The organism is Paludibacillus litoralis, assembly GCF_037646705.1.
GTDB classification, from domain to species: domain Bacteria; phylum Pseudomonadota; class Alphaproteobacteria; order Rhodobacterales; family Rhodobacteraceae; genus Pikeienuella; species Pikeienuella litoralis.
Map to the genome: position 1 here is coordinate 316,929 of NZ_JBBHER010000004.1, position 15,707 is coordinate 332,635.

17 protein-coding genes are annotated in these 15,707 nt (G+C 67.4%); 10 read left to right on the plus strand and 7 right to left on the minus strand.

What is annotated here, in order from left to right; translation table 11 throughout:
• Positions 1–2 precede the first annotated feature (2 nt).
• From WG921_RS08295 to WG921_RS08310, 4 genes are read right to left on the minus strand one after another with little or no spacing between them, the layout of a single operon-like run.
• Positions 3–797 (minus strand): extensin-like domain-containing protein, encoded by a 795-nt coding sequence (locus WG921_RS08295; RefSeq protein ID WP_340108745.1) that lies wholly within the window; start codon positions 795–797, stop codon positions 3–5.
• Positions 794–1,720, minus strand: a complete 927-nt coding sequence (locus WG921_RS08300) for a prephenate/arogenate dehydrogenase family protein (protein WP_340108746.1) — start codon at positions 1,718–1,720, stop codon at positions 794–796. Before WG921_RS08300 ends, WG921_RS08295 begins: the two co-directional genes overlap by 4 nt.
• Entirely contained in the window at positions 1,717–2,823 is a 1,107-nt protein-coding gene (hisC, locus tag WG921_RS08305) for a histidinol-phosphate transaminase (protein ID WP_340108747.1), read from the minus strand. Before hisC ends, WG921_RS08300 begins: the two co-directional genes overlap by 4 nt.
• Before the next feature lie 2 nt (positions 2,824–2,825).
• Positions 2,826–3,647: a class I SAM-dependent methyltransferase gene (locus WG921_RS08310; protein ID WP_340108748.1), complete on the minus strand. Its 822-nt coding sequence runs from the start codon at positions 3,645–3,647 to the stop codon at positions 2,826–2,828.
• A gap of 57 nt (positions 3,648–3,704) precedes the next feature.
• Here WG921_RS08310 and gloB point away from each other — a divergent pair, with 57 nt between their 5' ends.
• Positions 3,705–4,466, plus strand: a complete 762-nt coding sequence (gene gloB, locus WG921_RS08315) for a hydroxyacylglutathione hydrolase (protein ID WP_340108749.1) — start codon at positions 3,705–3,707, stop codon at positions 4,464–4,466.
• A gap of 4 nt (positions 4,467–4,470) precedes the next feature.
• Here gloB and WG921_RS08320 read toward each other — a convergent pair whose 3' ends face one another.
• Positions 4,471–4,830, minus strand: a complete 360-nt coding sequence (locus WG921_RS08320; protein ID WP_340108750.1) for a DUF2794 domain-containing protein — start codon at positions 4,828–4,830, stop codon at positions 4,471–4,473.
• Between the two features lie 274 nt (positions 4,831–5,104).
• Here WG921_RS08320 and WG921_RS08325 point away from each other — a divergent pair, with 274 nt between their 5' ends.
• The 3 genes from WG921_RS08325 (at position 5,105) to argB (ending at position 8,102) form a co-directional block, all read left to right on the plus strand.
• A complete protein-coding gene (locus WG921_RS08325; protein ID WP_340108751.1) occupies positions 5,105–6,685 on the plus strand; it encodes a gamma-glutamyltransferase family protein in 1,581 nt (526 codons plus the stop codon).
• A gap of 87 nt (positions 6,686–6,772) precedes the next feature.
• Positions 6,773–7,159, plus strand: a complete 387-nt coding sequence (locus tag WG921_RS08330) for a MerR family DNA-binding protein (RefSeq protein WP_340108752.1) — start codon at positions 6,773–6,775, stop codon at positions 7,157–7,159.
• Between the two features lie 40 nt (positions 7,160–7,199).
• A complete protein-coding gene (argB, locus tag WG921_RS08335; protein ID WP_340108753.1) occupies positions 7,200–8,102 on the plus strand; it encodes an acetylglutamate kinase in 903 nt (300 codons plus the stop codon).
• Between the two features lie 99 nt (positions 8,103–8,201).
• On the opposite strand, the gene WG921_RS08340 is transcribed toward argB, so the two are convergent.
• The gene (locus WG921_RS08340) at positions 8,202–8,864 is read right to left on the minus strand and encodes a GntR family transcriptional regulator (protein ID WP_340108754.1); all 663 of its coding nucleotides are present in this window, start codon (positions 8,862–8,864) and stop codon (positions 8,202–8,204) included.
• 126 nt (positions 8,865–8,990) lie between these two features.
• Here WG921_RS08340 and dctP point away from each other — a divergent pair, with 126 nt between their 5' ends.
• Genes dctP through WG921_RS08370 form a run of 6 tightly spaced genes read left to right on the plus strand, consistent with a single transcriptional unit; the run spans position 8,991 to position 15,228 of the window.
• Complete coding sequence (gene dctP, locus WG921_RS08345; protein WP_340108755.1) at positions 8,991–9,971, plus strand: TRAP transporter substrate-binding protein DctP; 981 nt, start codon at positions 8,991–8,993, stop codon at positions 9,969–9,971.
• Positions 9,968–10,552 carry a TRAP transporter small permease gene (locus tag WG921_RS08350; RefSeq protein ID WP_340108756.1) on the plus strand — a complete coding sequence of 195 codons (585 nt, stop codon included), beginning with the start codon at positions 9,968–9,970 and terminating at the stop codon, positions 10,550–10,552. Before dctP ends, WG921_RS08350 begins: the two co-directional genes overlap by 4 nt.
• The gene (locus WG921_RS08355; protein ID WP_340108757.1) at positions 10,552–11,868 is read left to right on the plus strand and encodes a TRAP transporter large permease; all 1,317 of its coding nucleotides are present in this window, start codon (positions 10,552–10,554) and stop codon (positions 11,866–11,868) included. The genes WG921_RS08350 and WG921_RS08355 overlap by 1 nt, the downstream gene beginning before the upstream one ends.
• Positions 11,865–13,139 carry a malonyl-CoA decarboxylase gene (locus tag WG921_RS08360; protein ID WP_340108758.1) on the plus strand — a complete coding sequence of 425 codons (1,275 nt, stop codon included), beginning with the start codon at positions 11,865–11,867 and terminating at the stop codon, positions 13,137–13,139. The genes WG921_RS08355 and WG921_RS08360 overlap by 4 nt, the downstream gene beginning before the upstream one ends.
• Entirely contained in the window at positions 13,120–14,646 is a 1,527-nt protein-coding gene (locus WG921_RS08365) for a malonate--CoA ligase (RefSeq protein WP_340108759.1), read from the plus strand. Before WG921_RS08360 ends, WG921_RS08365 begins: the two co-directional genes overlap by 20 nt.
• Before the next feature lie 12 nt (positions 14,647–14,658).
• Positions 14,659–15,228, plus strand: coding sequence for a VanZ family protein (locus WG921_RS08370; protein ID WP_340108760.1), 570 nt, complete (start codon positions 14,659–14,661; stop codon positions 15,226–15,228).
• Between the two features lie 10 nt (positions 15,229–15,238).
• Here WG921_RS08370 and WG921_RS08375 read toward each other — a convergent pair whose 3' ends face one another.
• Complete coding sequence (locus WG921_RS08375; RefSeq protein ID WP_340108761.1) at positions 15,239–15,703, minus strand: DNA polymerase III subunit chi; 465 nt, start codon at positions 15,701–15,703, stop codon at positions 15,239–15,241.
• Positions 15,704–15,707 lie beyond the last annotated feature (4 nt).

Consider the following 15,707-nt stretch of genomic DNA (forward strand, 5'->3'; position numbering starts at 1 on the left):
GCTCATCGGCAATAGGTTCCATTCTGATACCGCGCCGTATCGAAATGAAAATGATCATGGTGGTGGTGGTTCGCTTCGGGGCCGAGAACCGTGCCGAAGGGGCCGCACGCGCCCGCCCAGACGCTGCGGAGATATTCTCCCCTTTGGTCCTCCCGGCCCCACCCGCGCCGCACGGCGACGGTCTCGCCGCCCGCGAAGCTGAACCCGGCGATGTCGAGCGCGTTGCCCTTCGCGTGCTCGGAGAGTTTCGCGCCTCTCTTTCCATTCCGGGTGCGGCAGACATACGAGGCGACAGGGCGCATGGAGACAAGACGCGTCGAGAGCAGCTCGTTCGCCGCCGGCTGCGCGGTCTGCTCCACCCAATCGGCGAGCGCGACGGCGTGCTCGCAGCTCACCTCCGCCTTTCCGGTCAGCGTCACGCCCGCGACCGCGACGAGGCGCACCGGCGCCTCGATCCCGCATCCGGGATGCGCGCCGGATATGGCGGGAATCCGCACGCCGATCAGGCGCGGATCGCCGCAGACGCTCCCGGCGCCGACCGGGGCGGCGCGCGCCGCCACTTTCACCGCCGCGCCGCGCGGAGCCGGCGCCGGCGAGGTCTTCGGCGCCACGTCGCGCGGGTTCGGCGCCGGCGAGACGCGCGGCGGCGCGCTGCGCGGGCTCGGCGCCGGGGAGATGTGCGGCGCCGCCGCCCTCATGGCCGCCTGTCGCGTCGTCGGCTCAGGCGCCGGCTCGCCAAGCGCCCCGCCCCCCGCCGCCAGCGCCGCGATGAGCAAGAGCGGCCCCGCGCCTCTCACGCCACCGGTTTCCGCGGCGGCGAACGGCCGAAATCGGGTTGCGCGGTGTCCTGCCCCGCGTCGACGATTCCGCGCCTGATCGCCCGGGTTCGGGTGAAATACGCGTGCAGAAGGTCGCCATCCCCGGTCCGGATCGCGCGCTGCAACGCGAAAAGCTCCTCGGTGAACCGGCCCAGGATCTCCAGCGTCGCCTCCCTGTTGTTCAGGAACACGTCCCGCCACATGGTCGGGTCGGACGCCGCGATCCGGGTGAAATCCCGAAACCCGGCGGCGGAATACTTGATGACCTCGGACTTCGTCACCCGGCGCATGTCGTCAGCCACGCCCACCATCGTATAGGCGATGAGATGCGGCGCGTGCGACGTCACCGCGAGGACGAGATCATGCCGCTCGGGCGCCATCATCTCCACATGCGCGCCAAGCGCGGTCCAGAACGCCGCCAACCGCTCGGCCGCCGCCGCATCGCCGCCGGGCAACGGCGTCAGAAGGCAATAGCGGTTGTCGAAAAGCTCGGCGAAGCCCGAGTCCGGGCCGCTGTGCTCGGTCCCCGCAAGCGGATGCGCCGGGACCACATGCACATGATCGGGCAAGGTTTTCAGCGCTTCGATCACCGCGCCCTTGACCGAGCCGACATCGGAGACGGTCGCCCCTTCGGCGAGATGCGGCGCGATCTCCGCCGCGACGGACGCCATCGCGCCGACCGGCACGCAGAGAATCACGAGATCGGCCCCCGCGACCGCGTCCGCCGCCGTCTCCGCCACCTCGTCGCAGAACCCGATCCGGCGCACGGCCGCCCGGGTCTCGGCCGTTCGCGCGAATCCGACGATGCGCCCGGCCGCGCCGGCGCGGCGCGCCGCGAGAGCGATGGACCCGCCGATCAGACCAAGCCCGATCAGCGCGACCCGCTCGAAGATCGCGCTCACGCGCCGCCCCGAAACTCTTTCACCGCCGCCGCCACCGCGGCGCAGGCGGCCTCGTCGCCAATGCTGATCCGGAGATGGCCGCCGAGCCCGTATCCCTCCATCCGGCGGGCGATGATCCCGCGCGATTTCAGGAACGCGTCCGCCGCCGCCGCGCCGGTCTCGGCCTCGAGCCCGAACTCGGCGAGAACGAAATTCGCCTCCGAGGGCGTCGTCTTCACGCCCGACTCGGCCAGCGCCGCCGTCAGCTCGGCCCGAAGACGCAGCGTCTCGGCCTTCGCCCACGCGGTGTAGTCCACATCGCGCATCGCCGCCTCCGCCGCCGCCTGCGCCGCCGCGTTGAGGTTATACGGGCCGCGTATCCGGTTGATCACGGAGATCACCTCGGGGTCCGCGTAGATCCAGCCGACGCGGAGCCCCGCGAGCCCGTAGATTTTCGAAAAGGTCCGCGCCATCACCACATTCGGCTGGCGCGCGACCAGGGAGGCGCCGCCATCGTAATCGTCGGCGTCGACAAATTCCGCGTACGCGCCGTCCAGAACGAGAAGCGCGTGTTCGGGGACGCCGGCCGCGAGGCGCGCGACCTCCTGCCCGTTCAGGCGCGTGCCGGTCGGGTTGTTCGGATTGGCGAGATACACGAGGCGCGTGCGTTTCGTGCAGGCGGCGAGAAGCGCGTCGACATCGGAGGTCAGGTTCGTCTCCGCCGCCGCGACCGGGGTCGCGCCGTTCATCAACGCATATGACGGATAGAGCAGAAAACCATGCCGGGAATAGACCACCTCGTCGCCGTCGCGGGCGTAGGCGAAGGCGAGAAGCTGCAACAGCTCATCGGAGCCGTTGCCGCAGATGATCCGGTCCGGATCCAGATCGTGAACATCGCCAATCGCGCGGCGAAGCGCGCGGCTCGCCGGGTCGGGATAGGCGGCGAGCGCTCCGGCCGCGGCCTTGTAGGCCTCGACGGCGCGCGGGCTCGGCCCCCAGGGGTTCTCGTTCGCGGAAAGCTTGATGGCGCGCCCCGCGCCTTCGATGCTGCTGCCGCCGACCTGATAGGGCGCGATCGACATCACGCCGGGGCGCGGATCCACGCCAGTGTTTTCAGCAGCCATCATCATTCCTCCACTCGCTCGCGCGGGTGGTTTAACGGCTCCGCCGCGGGACGGCCAGCGACTTCGCGCGTCTGACCGACGACGGGCTTGGGCGTGGGGCGAACCATCCCGCCGAGAACCTCCAGCGGCGTCTTGCTCGTCACCGGAGACCCGTTCCCCGGCGCGGCGTAGGCGGCCTTCACCGCCTCGACCACGATCACGCCGGCGAAGCGCTGCGCGTCCAGTTTCCGGCCCACCGCCTCCGAGGCCCGCGCCATCCGCAACCAGAATCGCCTCTGGGACGGCGGCGCGTAGAGCGCGGCGGAGTGGCCGACCGGCTCCAGCCGATGATCGCGGAGCAACCGCTTCAACTGGCTGATCGAATACGGCTGCCCGTGGCCGAACGGGGTCGCCTCCCGCCGCGCCCAGAGGCCGGTCCTGTTCGGCACGACGATCAGCGCCCGCCCGCCAGGCGCCAGCACCCGGTTCGCCTCCGCGAGGACGGCTCCCGGGCGGCTCGTGGTTTCAAGCGCGTGAACGATCAGCAGCCGGTCCACGAAGCCGGTGGCGAGCGGCCAGCGCCGCTCATCCGTGAGAACGCTCAGATTGGCGGCTTCGGCCGGCCAGTGAAACGCGCCCATCTGCGCCGGCATCAGCCCGACCGCCCGCTGCGCCCGGCGCCGAAACGGCCGGATGAAGGGCTGCCCGAAACCGAACGCGGCGAAGTTTTCGCTCCGGGCGTCGGGCCAATGCGCCGCCAGCGCGCTCCGGATCGCCATCTGCGCCACCCGGCCAAGCGGCGTGTGATAATAGAACCGCCTCAGGTCGATCACGTCGAGATGCATCGTCCGGCCGCCTCCGCTAATCTGGGTCGAATCTAGTCAATGATGGAAGGCTTGCCCATGGCTCTTGAAACAATCGTCGTTCCCTGCCGCGCGGACAACTACGGGTACATCCTGCGCGACACGGCGACCGGCGCGACCGCGCTCATCGACGCGCCGGAGGCCGCGCCCCTCCTCGCCGCGCTGGAGGCGCGGGGCTGGGGCCTCGATCTGATTCTCATCACCCATCACCACGACGACCATGTGGAGGGGATCGAGCCGCTCCGCGCGCGCTATGGCGCGAAGGTCGTCGGCGCGGCGGCGGACGCGCGCCGCCTGCCCCGCCTCGACCGGGAGCTGAAGGAGGGCGACACCGTCGATCTCGGCGAAAGCCGGGGCCGGGTGATCGACGTCTCGGGGCACACCATCGGCCATGTCGCCTATCTTTTCGATGGATCCGCCTTCACCGCCGACAGCCTGATGGCGCTCGGCTGCGGCAGGGTGTTCGAGGGCACCTATCTGATGATGTGGGGCAGTCTCTCCAAGTTCTTCGACCTGCCGCCCGAGACGCTGATCTATTCCGGGCACAATTACGGCGCCGCGAACGGAAGGTTCGCGCTCAGCATCGAGCCTGACAACGAGGCCCTGAAGGACCGGATCGCGCGAATCGCCGCCGCCGACAGGGCCGGCGAGCCGATCTGCCCGTCGACGCTGGCCGAAGAGCTTGCGACGAATCCGTTTCTTCGGGCGCGAGAGCCGGGCGTGAAGGCCGCCGTCGGCCTCGCGGGCGCCGACGACGCCGCCGTCTTCGCCGAGATCCGGCGCCGGAAGGACAACTTCTAGGAGGTCATTCGACCAGCTTGAGCTTCTTCGACTCGAAAAAGCGCATCACTTGTTTGAGATCGCTCCCGCGTTTCAGGACGCGGCCGTCACGCCCGAACAGGACGTACATTCCTTGCCGGGCCGCGAGGCGCGGGAGTTTCTCGATCCGATACAGCGGATATTCGGTCGCGCGCCTGAAAACGGAAAACACCGCGCGCTCAGGCAGGAAATCGATCGAATAATCACGCCATTCGGCCGCCGCGACCATCCGCCCGTAAACCGCGAGGATGATGGAAAGCTCCGTTCGATGAAAGGCGACCACCCGCTCCTCGGGCGCGCGCCGGCCGCCGGTCCGGCCGAAAGCCGTGGAGGAAATCACACTCATGGATCAAACTGACCCCGCCCGCCGCGAAAACGCAAGCGCGCGGCGCCGTTGCGATGCGACTCCTGCGGGAAGACGCCGCGAAATCGTCAAATTCCAGCCCTGAGAGCGCCTTTTTTCTCCGCCAAGCATAGTCTACGGCAAGCAGTTGCTGGCCCGGCGCCGCGTCATTCAGCCCCCACCCGAATCGCGGCGCCGGGCGTCTGACGGCCCTCCCCTTTCCCCGCCCCCTCAGCCGCGCTAGACATTCATCGGATCCAAGCGATGGAAGGATGACATGCGCGATTTTCACACGCCCGGCCGGTCCGGAGTTTTTTCTGTCAACGGCATGTGCGCCACATCGCACCCGCTCGCGGCGCGCGAAGCCGTCGCCATCATGGAGGCGGGCGGCAACGCGATGGACGCCGCGATCGCCGCGGCGGTCCTTCTCGGCATCTGCGAACCCGGCTCGACCGGCATCGGCGGCGACATGTTCGCGCTGATCCGTCCGGCCGGCGAAGACCGGATCGTCGGGTTCAACGCGTCCGGCCGCGCGCCGCGCGCGCTCGACGCCGCGTTGCTCCGGGATCAGGGAGTGACCGTCATCGGCACCGAGAGCCCCCACGCCGCCACCCTGCCCGGCGCGATCGACGGGTTCTGCAAACTGGCCGAGGATTGGGGCCGGAAGGGGCTCGCCGCCTCTCTCGCCCCTGCGATCCGCTACGCGGATGAGGGCGTGCCGGTAGCGCCCCGCACGGCGTTCGACTGGAAGAACAACGGCGGCAAGCTGAAGGGCGACGGCGCGAAATTCTATCTCGACAACGGCGCCCCCTTCGCCGTCGGCTCGATTTTCCGCGCTCCGGGCCAGGCCGAGGTGCTGCGCCGCGTCGCGAAGAACGGCCGGGCCGGCTTCTACGAAGGCGAGGTGATGGAGGACATGGTCGACAGCCTCCGCGCGCTTGGCGGGCTGTACGACGCGGAAGATTTCGCCGCGACGAAATCCGAATATTGCGACCCGGTCTCCGCCACATACCAGGGCCTCGAACTGGTCGAGCTGCCGCCGAACGGCCAGGGCGTCACGGCGCTTCTGATCGCGAAGATCCTGTCCCATTTCGACGTCGCCTCGATGGACCCCTACGGCGCCGAGATCGCGCATCTGGAGGCGGAGGCGACGAAACTCGCCTATGACGCGCGCAACCGGTTCGTCGGGGACCCGGCGACCGCGCAGACCGACCGCATGCTCTCGGACGAGGCGGCGGCCCGGCTCGCCGCGCTGATCGACATGAACCGCGCCATGCCGACGCCGCCGCCTGGCGCCGGCGCCGCGCACAAGGACACGGTCTACCTCACCACCGCGGACCGCGACGGCATGGTCGTCTCGATGATCTATTCGATTTTCCACGGCTTCGGAACCGGCCTCGCCTCCGCGAAGTTCGGGATCAACTTCCAGAACCGGGGCGCGGGTTTCGTGCTGACCGAAGGGCATCCGAACGAGCTGAAGGGCGGCAAACGCCCGCTCCATACGATCATCCCCGCGATGATCCGGAAGGAGGGAAAGCTGTTCGCCTCCTATGGCGTCATGGGCGGACAGTATCAGTCCACCGGCCATGTCCGCGTGCTGAGCAACATCGTCAATTTCGGCATGGACCCGCAGGAGGCGCTGGACGCGCCGCGCTGCTTCGCGGAGCTGGCCGACGGCAAGCTTCATATCGAGCGGGGCTACGGCGCCGAAGTCCGCGCCGCGCTCGAGGCGAAAGGGCATGTCCTCCACACGCCGGACACCCCGATCGGCGGCGCGCAGATGATCCGCCTGCATGAGAGCGGGGTCTATGAAGGCGCCTCCGATCCGCGGAAGGACGGCGCGGCCATCGGCTACTGACGCGGGTTCGGCGCGGAGCCGTTCCATCTTGACTTCGCCCTCTCCTCCAATCACTCCAACCACAGGAGTGTGAGGAGGAGAGAGACGATGCGGATCGCCGCCGCCGCGGCTCGCGCCGGCCTGCCGGTGAAGACCGTGCGTTATTACGCGGAGATCGGTCTCGTCGCGCCGGCCCGGGCCGACAACGGGTATCGCGACTATTCCGAAGCCGACGCGCGGCGGCTCGGATTCATCGGGCGGGCGCGCACATTCGGGTTTTCGATCGCGGAATGCCGCCGGCTGCTCGCGCTTTACGAGGACGAGACCCGCGCCAGCGCCGATGTGAAGGCGATCACCGAAGCGCATATCGCCGAAATCGACGCGAAAATGGCGGCGCTGACCACGCTTCGCGACGAGTTGGCGCGCATCTCGAACGCCTGCGCGGGCGACCGGCATGCGCGTTGCCCGATCATCGATCATCTGGCGACCGGTTGACGAAACCGTTACGCCTCATCCGCGAAGGAGAGCCCCGCCCATGGAAAAGTCCCGCGCCGTGAAACGCGATTGGATCGCCACCGCCCGCACGCTGAGCGAGGCGCTGCCCTACATGCAGCGCCATCACGGGGCCACCGTGGTGGTGAAATTCGGCGGCCACGCCATGAGCGACGACGAGGCGATGATGAATTTCGCCCGCGACATCGTGCTGATGAAGCAATGCGGGCTGCATCCCGTTGTGGTTCATGGCGGCGGCCCGCAGATCAACGAGATGCTTGAGCGGCTCAACATCAAGTCGGATTTCATCGACGGCAAGCGCGTCACCGACAAGGCGACCGTGGAGATCGTCGAAATGGTTCTCGCCGGCCGGATCAACAAGCATATCGTTCAGGCGCTGAACGCGCAGGGCGGCCGCGCCGTCGGGCTCTCCGGCAAGGACGCCGACCTGATCATCTGCGAGAAGGCCCTGAAGACGATGAAGGACCCGGAAAGCAATATCGAGCGGGTGCTCGATCTCGGCTTTGTCGGGCGGCCGGTGAAGGTGAATCCGGACGTTCTCACCATGTTCATCAAGGGCGACTTCATCCCCGTCGTCGCCCCTGTCGGGGTCGGCCGCGCGGGGGAGACGTTCAACATCAACGGCGACACCGCCGCCGGCGCGGTGGCCGGCGCGATGAAGGCCGATCGGCTGCTTCTCCTCACCGACGTCGCCGGCGTGAAGGACGCGGAGGGAGACGTCATAACGCGGCTGACCGCCGAGACGGTGCGCCGCCTCACGGATGAAGGCGTCATCTCCGGCGGCATGATCCCGAAGACGGAAACCGCGCTCGAGGCGATCGAGGCCGGGGTGCAGGCGGTGGTCATCATGGACGGGCGGGCGCCGCATGCTTGCCTGCTCGAATTGTTCACCGAACATGGCGCGGGAACGATGATCCTCCCCTGATCCGGGGGGCGCCGCCGGGGCGCCCGGCCGACTCCTTTCGTCCGGCGCGCCGCGCAGGAGATCCGCGCACGTCATCCGCCCAGTCGCGGCGCCGCCGGGTCACGCGCGCGCGGCGCCCGCCTTCAGCCCGGCGACCAGATGATGGAACTTCTCCCCTTGCACGGCGACATGCCGGCGCAGCGCGGCGTCCGCCCGCGTCTCGTCGCCCGCCTTCAACGCGGCGACGATCTCCTCATGCTCGGCCATGGATTGCGGCACCCGGCCGCGAACGTGCAGCTGCATCCTGCGGTAAGGGCGGAGGCGGCGATGGAGCCGCGCCGCTTCCTCCGCCAGAAACCCGTTTCCCGATTCCCGGTAGATGATGTGATGGAACACCTCGTTCTGGTGGAAGTACCCGTCGACATCGTCCGCCTTCATCGCCGCGCGGCAGGCGGTGTTGGCCGCGTCGAGATCGACGAGGCGCCCCGGCGTTATCCGCCGCGCGGCGAGACGGCCGCAGACCGCTTCGAGCTCCGCCATCACCTCGAACATCTCCAGCAGCTCGACCGGCCCCGGCTGCCGGACGAACACGCCGCGATGCGGGAGCCGGCGCAGCAGCCCGGACGCCGCCAGCCGTTGCACCGCTTCGCGCACCGGCGTGCGCGATGTGCCGAAGCGTTCCGCCAGCGCGGCTTCGCTCAGCCGCGCGCCATCGGCGAACGCGCCGGTGACGATCATCTCCTCCAATGCGTTGGCGATAGAATCGGCCGCTCTCACATCCATGGCCCTGTCTCAGAATCCAGTCTGGGCCCAAATGTATACAAAATGATTGACATCGGATACAAGTCCGCCTGACTTTGCAGGAGTCGAAAATCCGGGAATCGCACCCGGGTCTCTTGGGAGGACACCATGAAACCATCCATACTCGCCACCGCCGCCGCGCTCGCGCTGATCGCCGGGGCCGCCAACGCGACCGAGCTTCGCCTGTCGCACCAATGGTCGACCAGCGATGTCCGCCACAAGGTCGCGGCGATCGTCGCCGACGAGGTCGCGGCCGCCGATGTCGATCTCACGATCAAGATCTTTCCGTCCAAATCGCTCTTCAAGCCGCGTGAGCAGTACAAGCCGCTCAGCCGCGGCCAGCTCGACATGGCGGTCTTCCCGCTCTCCTACGCCGGAGGGCAGCAGCCGGCCTACAACCTGACGCTGATGCCCGGCCTGGTGAAGAACCACGACCATGCGGCGCGGCTCGACGAGAGCCCGTTCATGGATGAGATCGAGAAGATCCTGAACGGCGACGACGTGATGACGCTCGTCCACGGCTATCTTGCGGGCGGATTCGCCGGCAAGGACGGCTGCATCACCAAGCCCGCGGATGTCGAAGGGCTTCAGATGCGCGCGGCCGGCAAGTCTTTCGAGCAGATGCTGGCCGGCGCCGGCGCCTCCATCGCCTCGATGGCGTCGTCCGAAATCTACAACGCCATGCAGACCGGCGTTCTGGACGCGGCCAACACCTCGTCCGCATCCTTCGTCAGCTATCGCATCTTCGAGCAGGTGTCGTGCTACACGCCCGCCGGCGATGTCGCGCTCTGGTTCATGTATCAGCCGCTCCTGATGAACAAATCCACCTTCGACGGCCTGAACGAGGCCCAGCGGGACGCGCTTCTCGCCGCCGCCGAGAAAGCCGAGGCGTTTTACCTCGAGGAGGCCAAGAAGGAGGACGCCGATTCCGTGAAGGTGTTCCGCGACGCCGGAGTCGAGATCGCGACGATGTCGCAGGAGGAATTCGACGCCTGGCGCGACCTCGCCAAGAAGACCTCCTACAAGGACTTCGTCGAGTCGACGCCTGACGGGCAGAAGCTTCTCGACATGGCCCTCGCGGTCGAATGACGGGGCCGACGCAGATCGGGCGGCCGACGGACGGCCGCCTTCTCCCGCCGGGCGGCGCGCAGCCGCCCGGCGGCTGGTTCCTCCGCGCCGTCGGGGCCGTCTCGACCCTGGCCGGATGGTTTTCGGCGGCGATGCTGGTCGCCGCCGTGGCGGTCACCTGCCAGATGATCTTCGTGCGCTTCGTGCTGAACGAATCCACGATCTGGCAGACGGAGCTGGTGGTCTACCTGGTCATCGCCGCGACGTTGATCGGCCTGCCCTATGTCCAGCATCTGCGCGGCCATGTGAATGTCGACCTTGTTCCGATCGCGATGAAGAGCCGCCCGCGCTTCGTTCTCGCCGTGGTCACGCTCGCCGCCACCATCGTCATAACCTTCCTGATGCTCTGGTATGGCGTCGATTACTGGCTTTACGTGTGGGATCGCGGCTGGCGATCGGGCACGGTCTGGGACGTTGAACTCTGGCTTCCCTATCTCGCGATGCCCATCGGATTCGGTCTTCTTCTCCTGCAGCTCGCCGCCGATTTCGTCGCCCTCGTCACCGGCGCGGAGAAGCCGTTCGGCCTTGAGGGGGAAAACTGATGGATCCGCTTCTTCTCGGCCTGATCGTCGCCGTCGCCACCGTTGTCGTCCTTTTCTCGGGCCTTTCCGTGGCGGTCGGGCTTCTGATCGTCGCCGCCGGCTTCCTGCTCATCTTCGATGGCCCGCGCTCTCTGGAGCTGATGCCGGAGATCCTGTTCGCGAGCCTGGACAATTTCACGCTGCTCGCGATCCCGATGTTCATCCTGATGGGCGGCTCCATCGCGTCGACGCGCGCCGGCCCGGATCTATACGAGGCGCTCGAGCGCTGGCTGACACGGGTGCCCGGCGGCCTCGTCATCTCCAATCTCGGGGCCTGCGCGCTTTTCGCCGCGATGTCCGGCTCCTCCCCCGCCACCTGCGCCGCGATCGGCAAGATGGGCATCCCGGAGATGAGAAAGCGCGGCTACCCCGACGGCGTGGCCTCGGGCTCCATCGCGGCGGGCGGCACGCTCGGCATCCTGATTCCGCCATCGGTGACCATGATCGTCTATGGCGTCGCGACGGAGAACTCGATCGGGCGCCTCTTTCTCGCCGGGGTGATGCCGGGGCTGATGCTGGTCGGGCTTTTCATGGCCTGGTCGCTTTGGTCCACATGGCGGAGCGGTCAGGCGGGCGTGCTTTCGCCGCAGCATTATTCCTGGGCCGAGCGGCTTGAGATCCTGCCGAGGGTGCTGCCCTTCCTCCTGATCATCGTCGGCGTTCTCGTCGCGATGTATGGCGGGATCGCGACGCCCTCCGAGACCGCCGCGGTCGGCGCGCTGCTCTGCGTCGTCGTCGCCATGTTGGTCTACCGGCTCTGGAGCCCGGTCCGCCTCTGGCTGATCCTCCGCGACAGCACGAAGGAAAGCGTGATGATCCTGTTCATCATCGCGGCGGCCGGGGTCTTCTCGTACATGCTGTCCTCGCTTTTCATCACCCAGTCGGTCGCGGAGTGGATCGGCACGCTCGATGTGAATCGCTGGGTTCTGATGGGCGCGATCAACGTCTTTCTGCTGATCGCCGGATTCTTCCTGCCGCCGGTCGCGGTGATCCTGATGGCGGCGCCGATCCTGCTGCCGATCATCCTCGCCGCCGGGTTCGATCCGATCTGGTTCGCCGTCGTGCTGACCATCAACATGGAGATCGGCCTGATTTCGCCGCCGGTCGGCCTGAATCTCTATGTGATCAACAGCATCGCGCCGGATATTCCGCTGAAAACCATCCTTTACGGCTCCCTGCCTTATGTCGCATGCATGGTCCTCGGAATCGTGCTTCTCTGCGTTTTCCCGGGAATCGCGACATCGTTGCCCGACCTCATTATGGGACCTGAGTTATGACTCTCCTCGCAGACATGCTCTCCACGCTTTTCGAGCGTGTGCGCGCAGAAGACAGGGACGCCGGATCGGACGCGCGCAGCGTGCGCGAGCTCGCCCACGCGCTCATGAGTCAGCAGGGCGAGACGGTCGGCTTCACCCTCGCCGCCCGGCTTCTCGACCGGTTCGAAGCGATGAACGATGAGGAAAAGCACGGCTTTTTCACGTTCCTGACCGAAGAGATGGACATCGACGCCGCCGCCCTCGGCGAGGCCGTGGCGGCTTACGCCGCCGACCCGACCTCCGCCTCCTATCGCGCGCTCATGGCTGCGGCGGAGGCGCCGCGGCAGGAGCTGGTCCGCCGCCTCAACCGCGCGCCGGGCGCGACATCGCGGCTGGTGGCGATGCGGTCCTGCCTCCGGCGGCTCGCCAAGGCGGACCCCGCGCTCGGGCGCGCGGATATCGACCTTCGGCATCTCTTCATGTCCTGGTTCAACCGCGGTTTTCTCGTGCTCCGCCCGATCAGCTGGGAGAGCCCGGCGAGCATTCTCGAAAAGATCATCGCCTATGAAGCCGTCCACGAAATCGAAAGCTGGGAGGATCTCCGCCTGCGGCTCGCGCCGGAGGATCGGCGCTGCTTCGCATTTTTCCATCCGGCGATGCCGGGCGAGCCGCTGATCTTCGTCGAAGTCGCGCTGACGGACGGCGTTCCCGGCTCGATCGCGGAGCTGCTGGAGGAGGAGCGCGCGCACACGCCGGCGCACAAGGCCGACACGGCCGTGTTCTATTCGATCTCGAACTGTCAGGACGGGCTCGCCGGAATCTCCTTCGGCAATCTCCTGATCAAACAGGTCGCGGAGGATCTGAGCCACGCGCTGCCGCAACTCAAGACCTTCGTGACGCTCTCCCCGATTCCAGGGCTCGCAGACTGGCTGAAGGAGCAGGAGCTTGAGGTTGAGGGCGAGACCCTTCGGGCCGCCGCCGCCGACTATCTTCTGAATGCGAAACGCGCCGACGGGCTGCCGCTCAACCCGGTCGCCAGGTTCCATCTGGAGAACGGCGCGCAGGTGCATGAGATTCACGCCGACGCCGACCCGTCGCCGCGCGGAATGGAGCAATCACAGGGCGCGATGGTCAATTATCTCTACAATCTCCCCCGGATCGCGGACAATTATCGCGCCTACGCGGCGCGCGGCCCGATCGCCGCCACCAAGTCGGTCCGGGCGCTGGCCGAGACCGGTGCGAAACTCAAGGACAAGAAAAGGAAATCGAAGAATGCCCAACCCGCTTCATGACGCTCTCTTTGGTCGGCATGTCGGACGGGACGCCCCGTTCCTGATTCTCCCGGACGGGCGCGAGATCAGCTATGACGCGTTCATCAGGATGTCGGCGCGCTACGCGCACGCCATCGCCGGGGCCGGCCTCGCCCCCGGGGACCGGCTCGCCGTCCAGATTTCGAAGTCGCCTGAGGCGCTGGCTGTCTACGCGGCCTGCGTGCGGGCCGGGGTGGTCTTCCTGCCGTTGAACACCAGCTACACGCCGCCGGAAGTAAGCTATTTCGTCGAAAACTCCGGCGCGAAGCTGCTGCTCGTCGACAGCGCCGCGGCCGGGGCGCTCGCCCCCATCGCGGCGGCGGCCGGCGCGGCGATGATGGTTCTGAACGCGGACGGGAGTGGAAGCTTCGCAGACGCCGCTTCCGGGGCCTCGGAGACCTTCCCGACCGTGCCGCGAAGCGAAGACGACCTCGCCGCCTTTCTTTACACATCCGGCACCACCGGGCGCTCCAAAGGCGCGATGCTGACCCAGCGGAATCTGCTTTCGAACGCGGAGGCGCTGGCCGATCTCTGGCGTTTCACCGCCGAGGATCGCCTGCTGCACGCTCTGCCGATCTATCATACGCACGGGCTTTTCGTCGCCAGCAACGTGACCGCGCTCGCGGGCGGCGCGATGATCTTCCTGCCCAGGTTCGATCTCGACGAGATGATCCGCCTGATGCCCGGCGCGACCGCCATGATGGGCGTCCCCACCTTCTATACACGCCTGCTCGGCGATCCGCGCTTCGATCGGGAGCTGACCGCGCGCGCCCGGCTTTTCGTCTCCGGCAGCGCGCCGCTTCTGGCCGAGACGCATCGGGCGTTCGAAGCCAGGACCGGACATCGGATTCTGGAGCGCTACGGCATGACGGAAACCGGCATGAACACCTCGAACCCCTATGAGGGAGAGCGCCGCGCCGGCACGGTCGGCATGCCGCTGCCCGGGGTCGAGCTGAAGGTCTGCGACCCTGAAACCGGCGCGGAGCTGCCGCAGGGCGAAGTCGGCGTGCTCGAAGTCAGGGGGCCGAACGTCTTCAAGGGCTACTGGGGCATGCCCGAAAAAACCGCGCAGGAGCTACGCCCGGACGGTTTTTTCATCACCGGCGATCTCGGCCTGATCGACGAGGACGGCTATGTCCAGATCGTGGGCCGGGGCAAGGACCTGATCATTTCCGGAGGATTCAACGTCTACCCGAAGGAGGTCGAGCTGGCGCTCGATGAACAGCCGGGCGTGCTCGAAAGCGCGGTCGTCGCCGCGCCGCATCCGGATTTCGGCGAGGCGGTGGTCGGATTCATCGTCCCCGAACCCGGCGCGGCGCCGGATCTGGCGGCGATCGGCGCCGCGCTCAAGAGCAATCTCGCGCGGTACAAGCAACCGAAAGAGCTGCGCCTGATTGATGAACTGCCACGCAACACGATGGGAAAAGTGCAGAAAAACATTCTTCGAGACGAAGTGAAGACGCTTTTCGCCGCGCCGGACGTCGCCTGATCGGGATCCCGCATGTCTCTCTCCGTGTTTCTGCCCTATTTCGGCGGGGCCGTGGCTTACGCCGCCGCGGCCCTCCTCGTCGGGCTCGGCGCGCTGCGCCTTATCGGCCGGGCGCCGGGCTGGCGCGTCGCGCCGGCGGCCTTTCTCACGCTCTTTTTCATCGCGCTGACGCAACATCCCTTCCCCGATCCGAGCAGTCTGGAGTGCCCCGTCGCATCGGCGACGCCGCAACTTCAACCGTTTGATTTCCTGGACGCATTGCGCGCGCTCTGGGCGCGCGGCGCGCCCCCGCTCGAGTGGGTTGCGAATCGGGTCTTCGCCGCGTCGACGATGAATTACCTGCTGCTCGCCATGATCGGCTTTGCGCTGTCGCCGCTCGCGCTTCGGTTCCGCGCCGCGCTGGCTTTCGGGGTCGGGCTCACATGCCTGGTGGAGGCCACGCAGCTCACCGGCGTCTGGGGGCTTTTCCCCTGCGCCTACCGGCAGTTCAATGTCGACGATCTGATCCTGAACTCCCTCGGGGTGATTTCAGGCTTCCTCTTCGGGCGCATGATTTTTCCCGCGTGGCGGACAAGGGGATGACGCCGCCGCCTCAGGCGCTTTCGGCCTTTTTCGTCCAGCCGCCCGCGTCCGTCTCCGCCCAATAGACCGCTTTCATGCCGGCGGCGGTCACCGCCCTCCACGCGTTTCGCGCGGCGCCCAGCGCCTCCTCGTCATGGCCGTCGAAGAGGAGAAGCGCCCTGACGTAACCGGCGAGCTCGGCCGGATCGGCCGCGGCGCCGTCCACCAGCATGACCACATCGGGCGCGTTCGGCGCCTCCGGGCCGGCGGTGAGATAGATCGGCTGACGCGCGGCCTCGCCGTCATCCGGGCCGCCATGAGGCAGAAACCCGTCCTCCTGATAGGTCCAGAGATGCCGGTTCAGCGCCGCCGCGCGCTCGGGCGAGCCGGCGCGCAGCAGAACCTTCCAGTTTCGCTCCAGGCATTTCTCCAGAAGCCCCGGAACCACGGATTCAAGCGTCCGCCGGGTCAGGTGGTAGAAGAGCACCTCAGCCACGGCG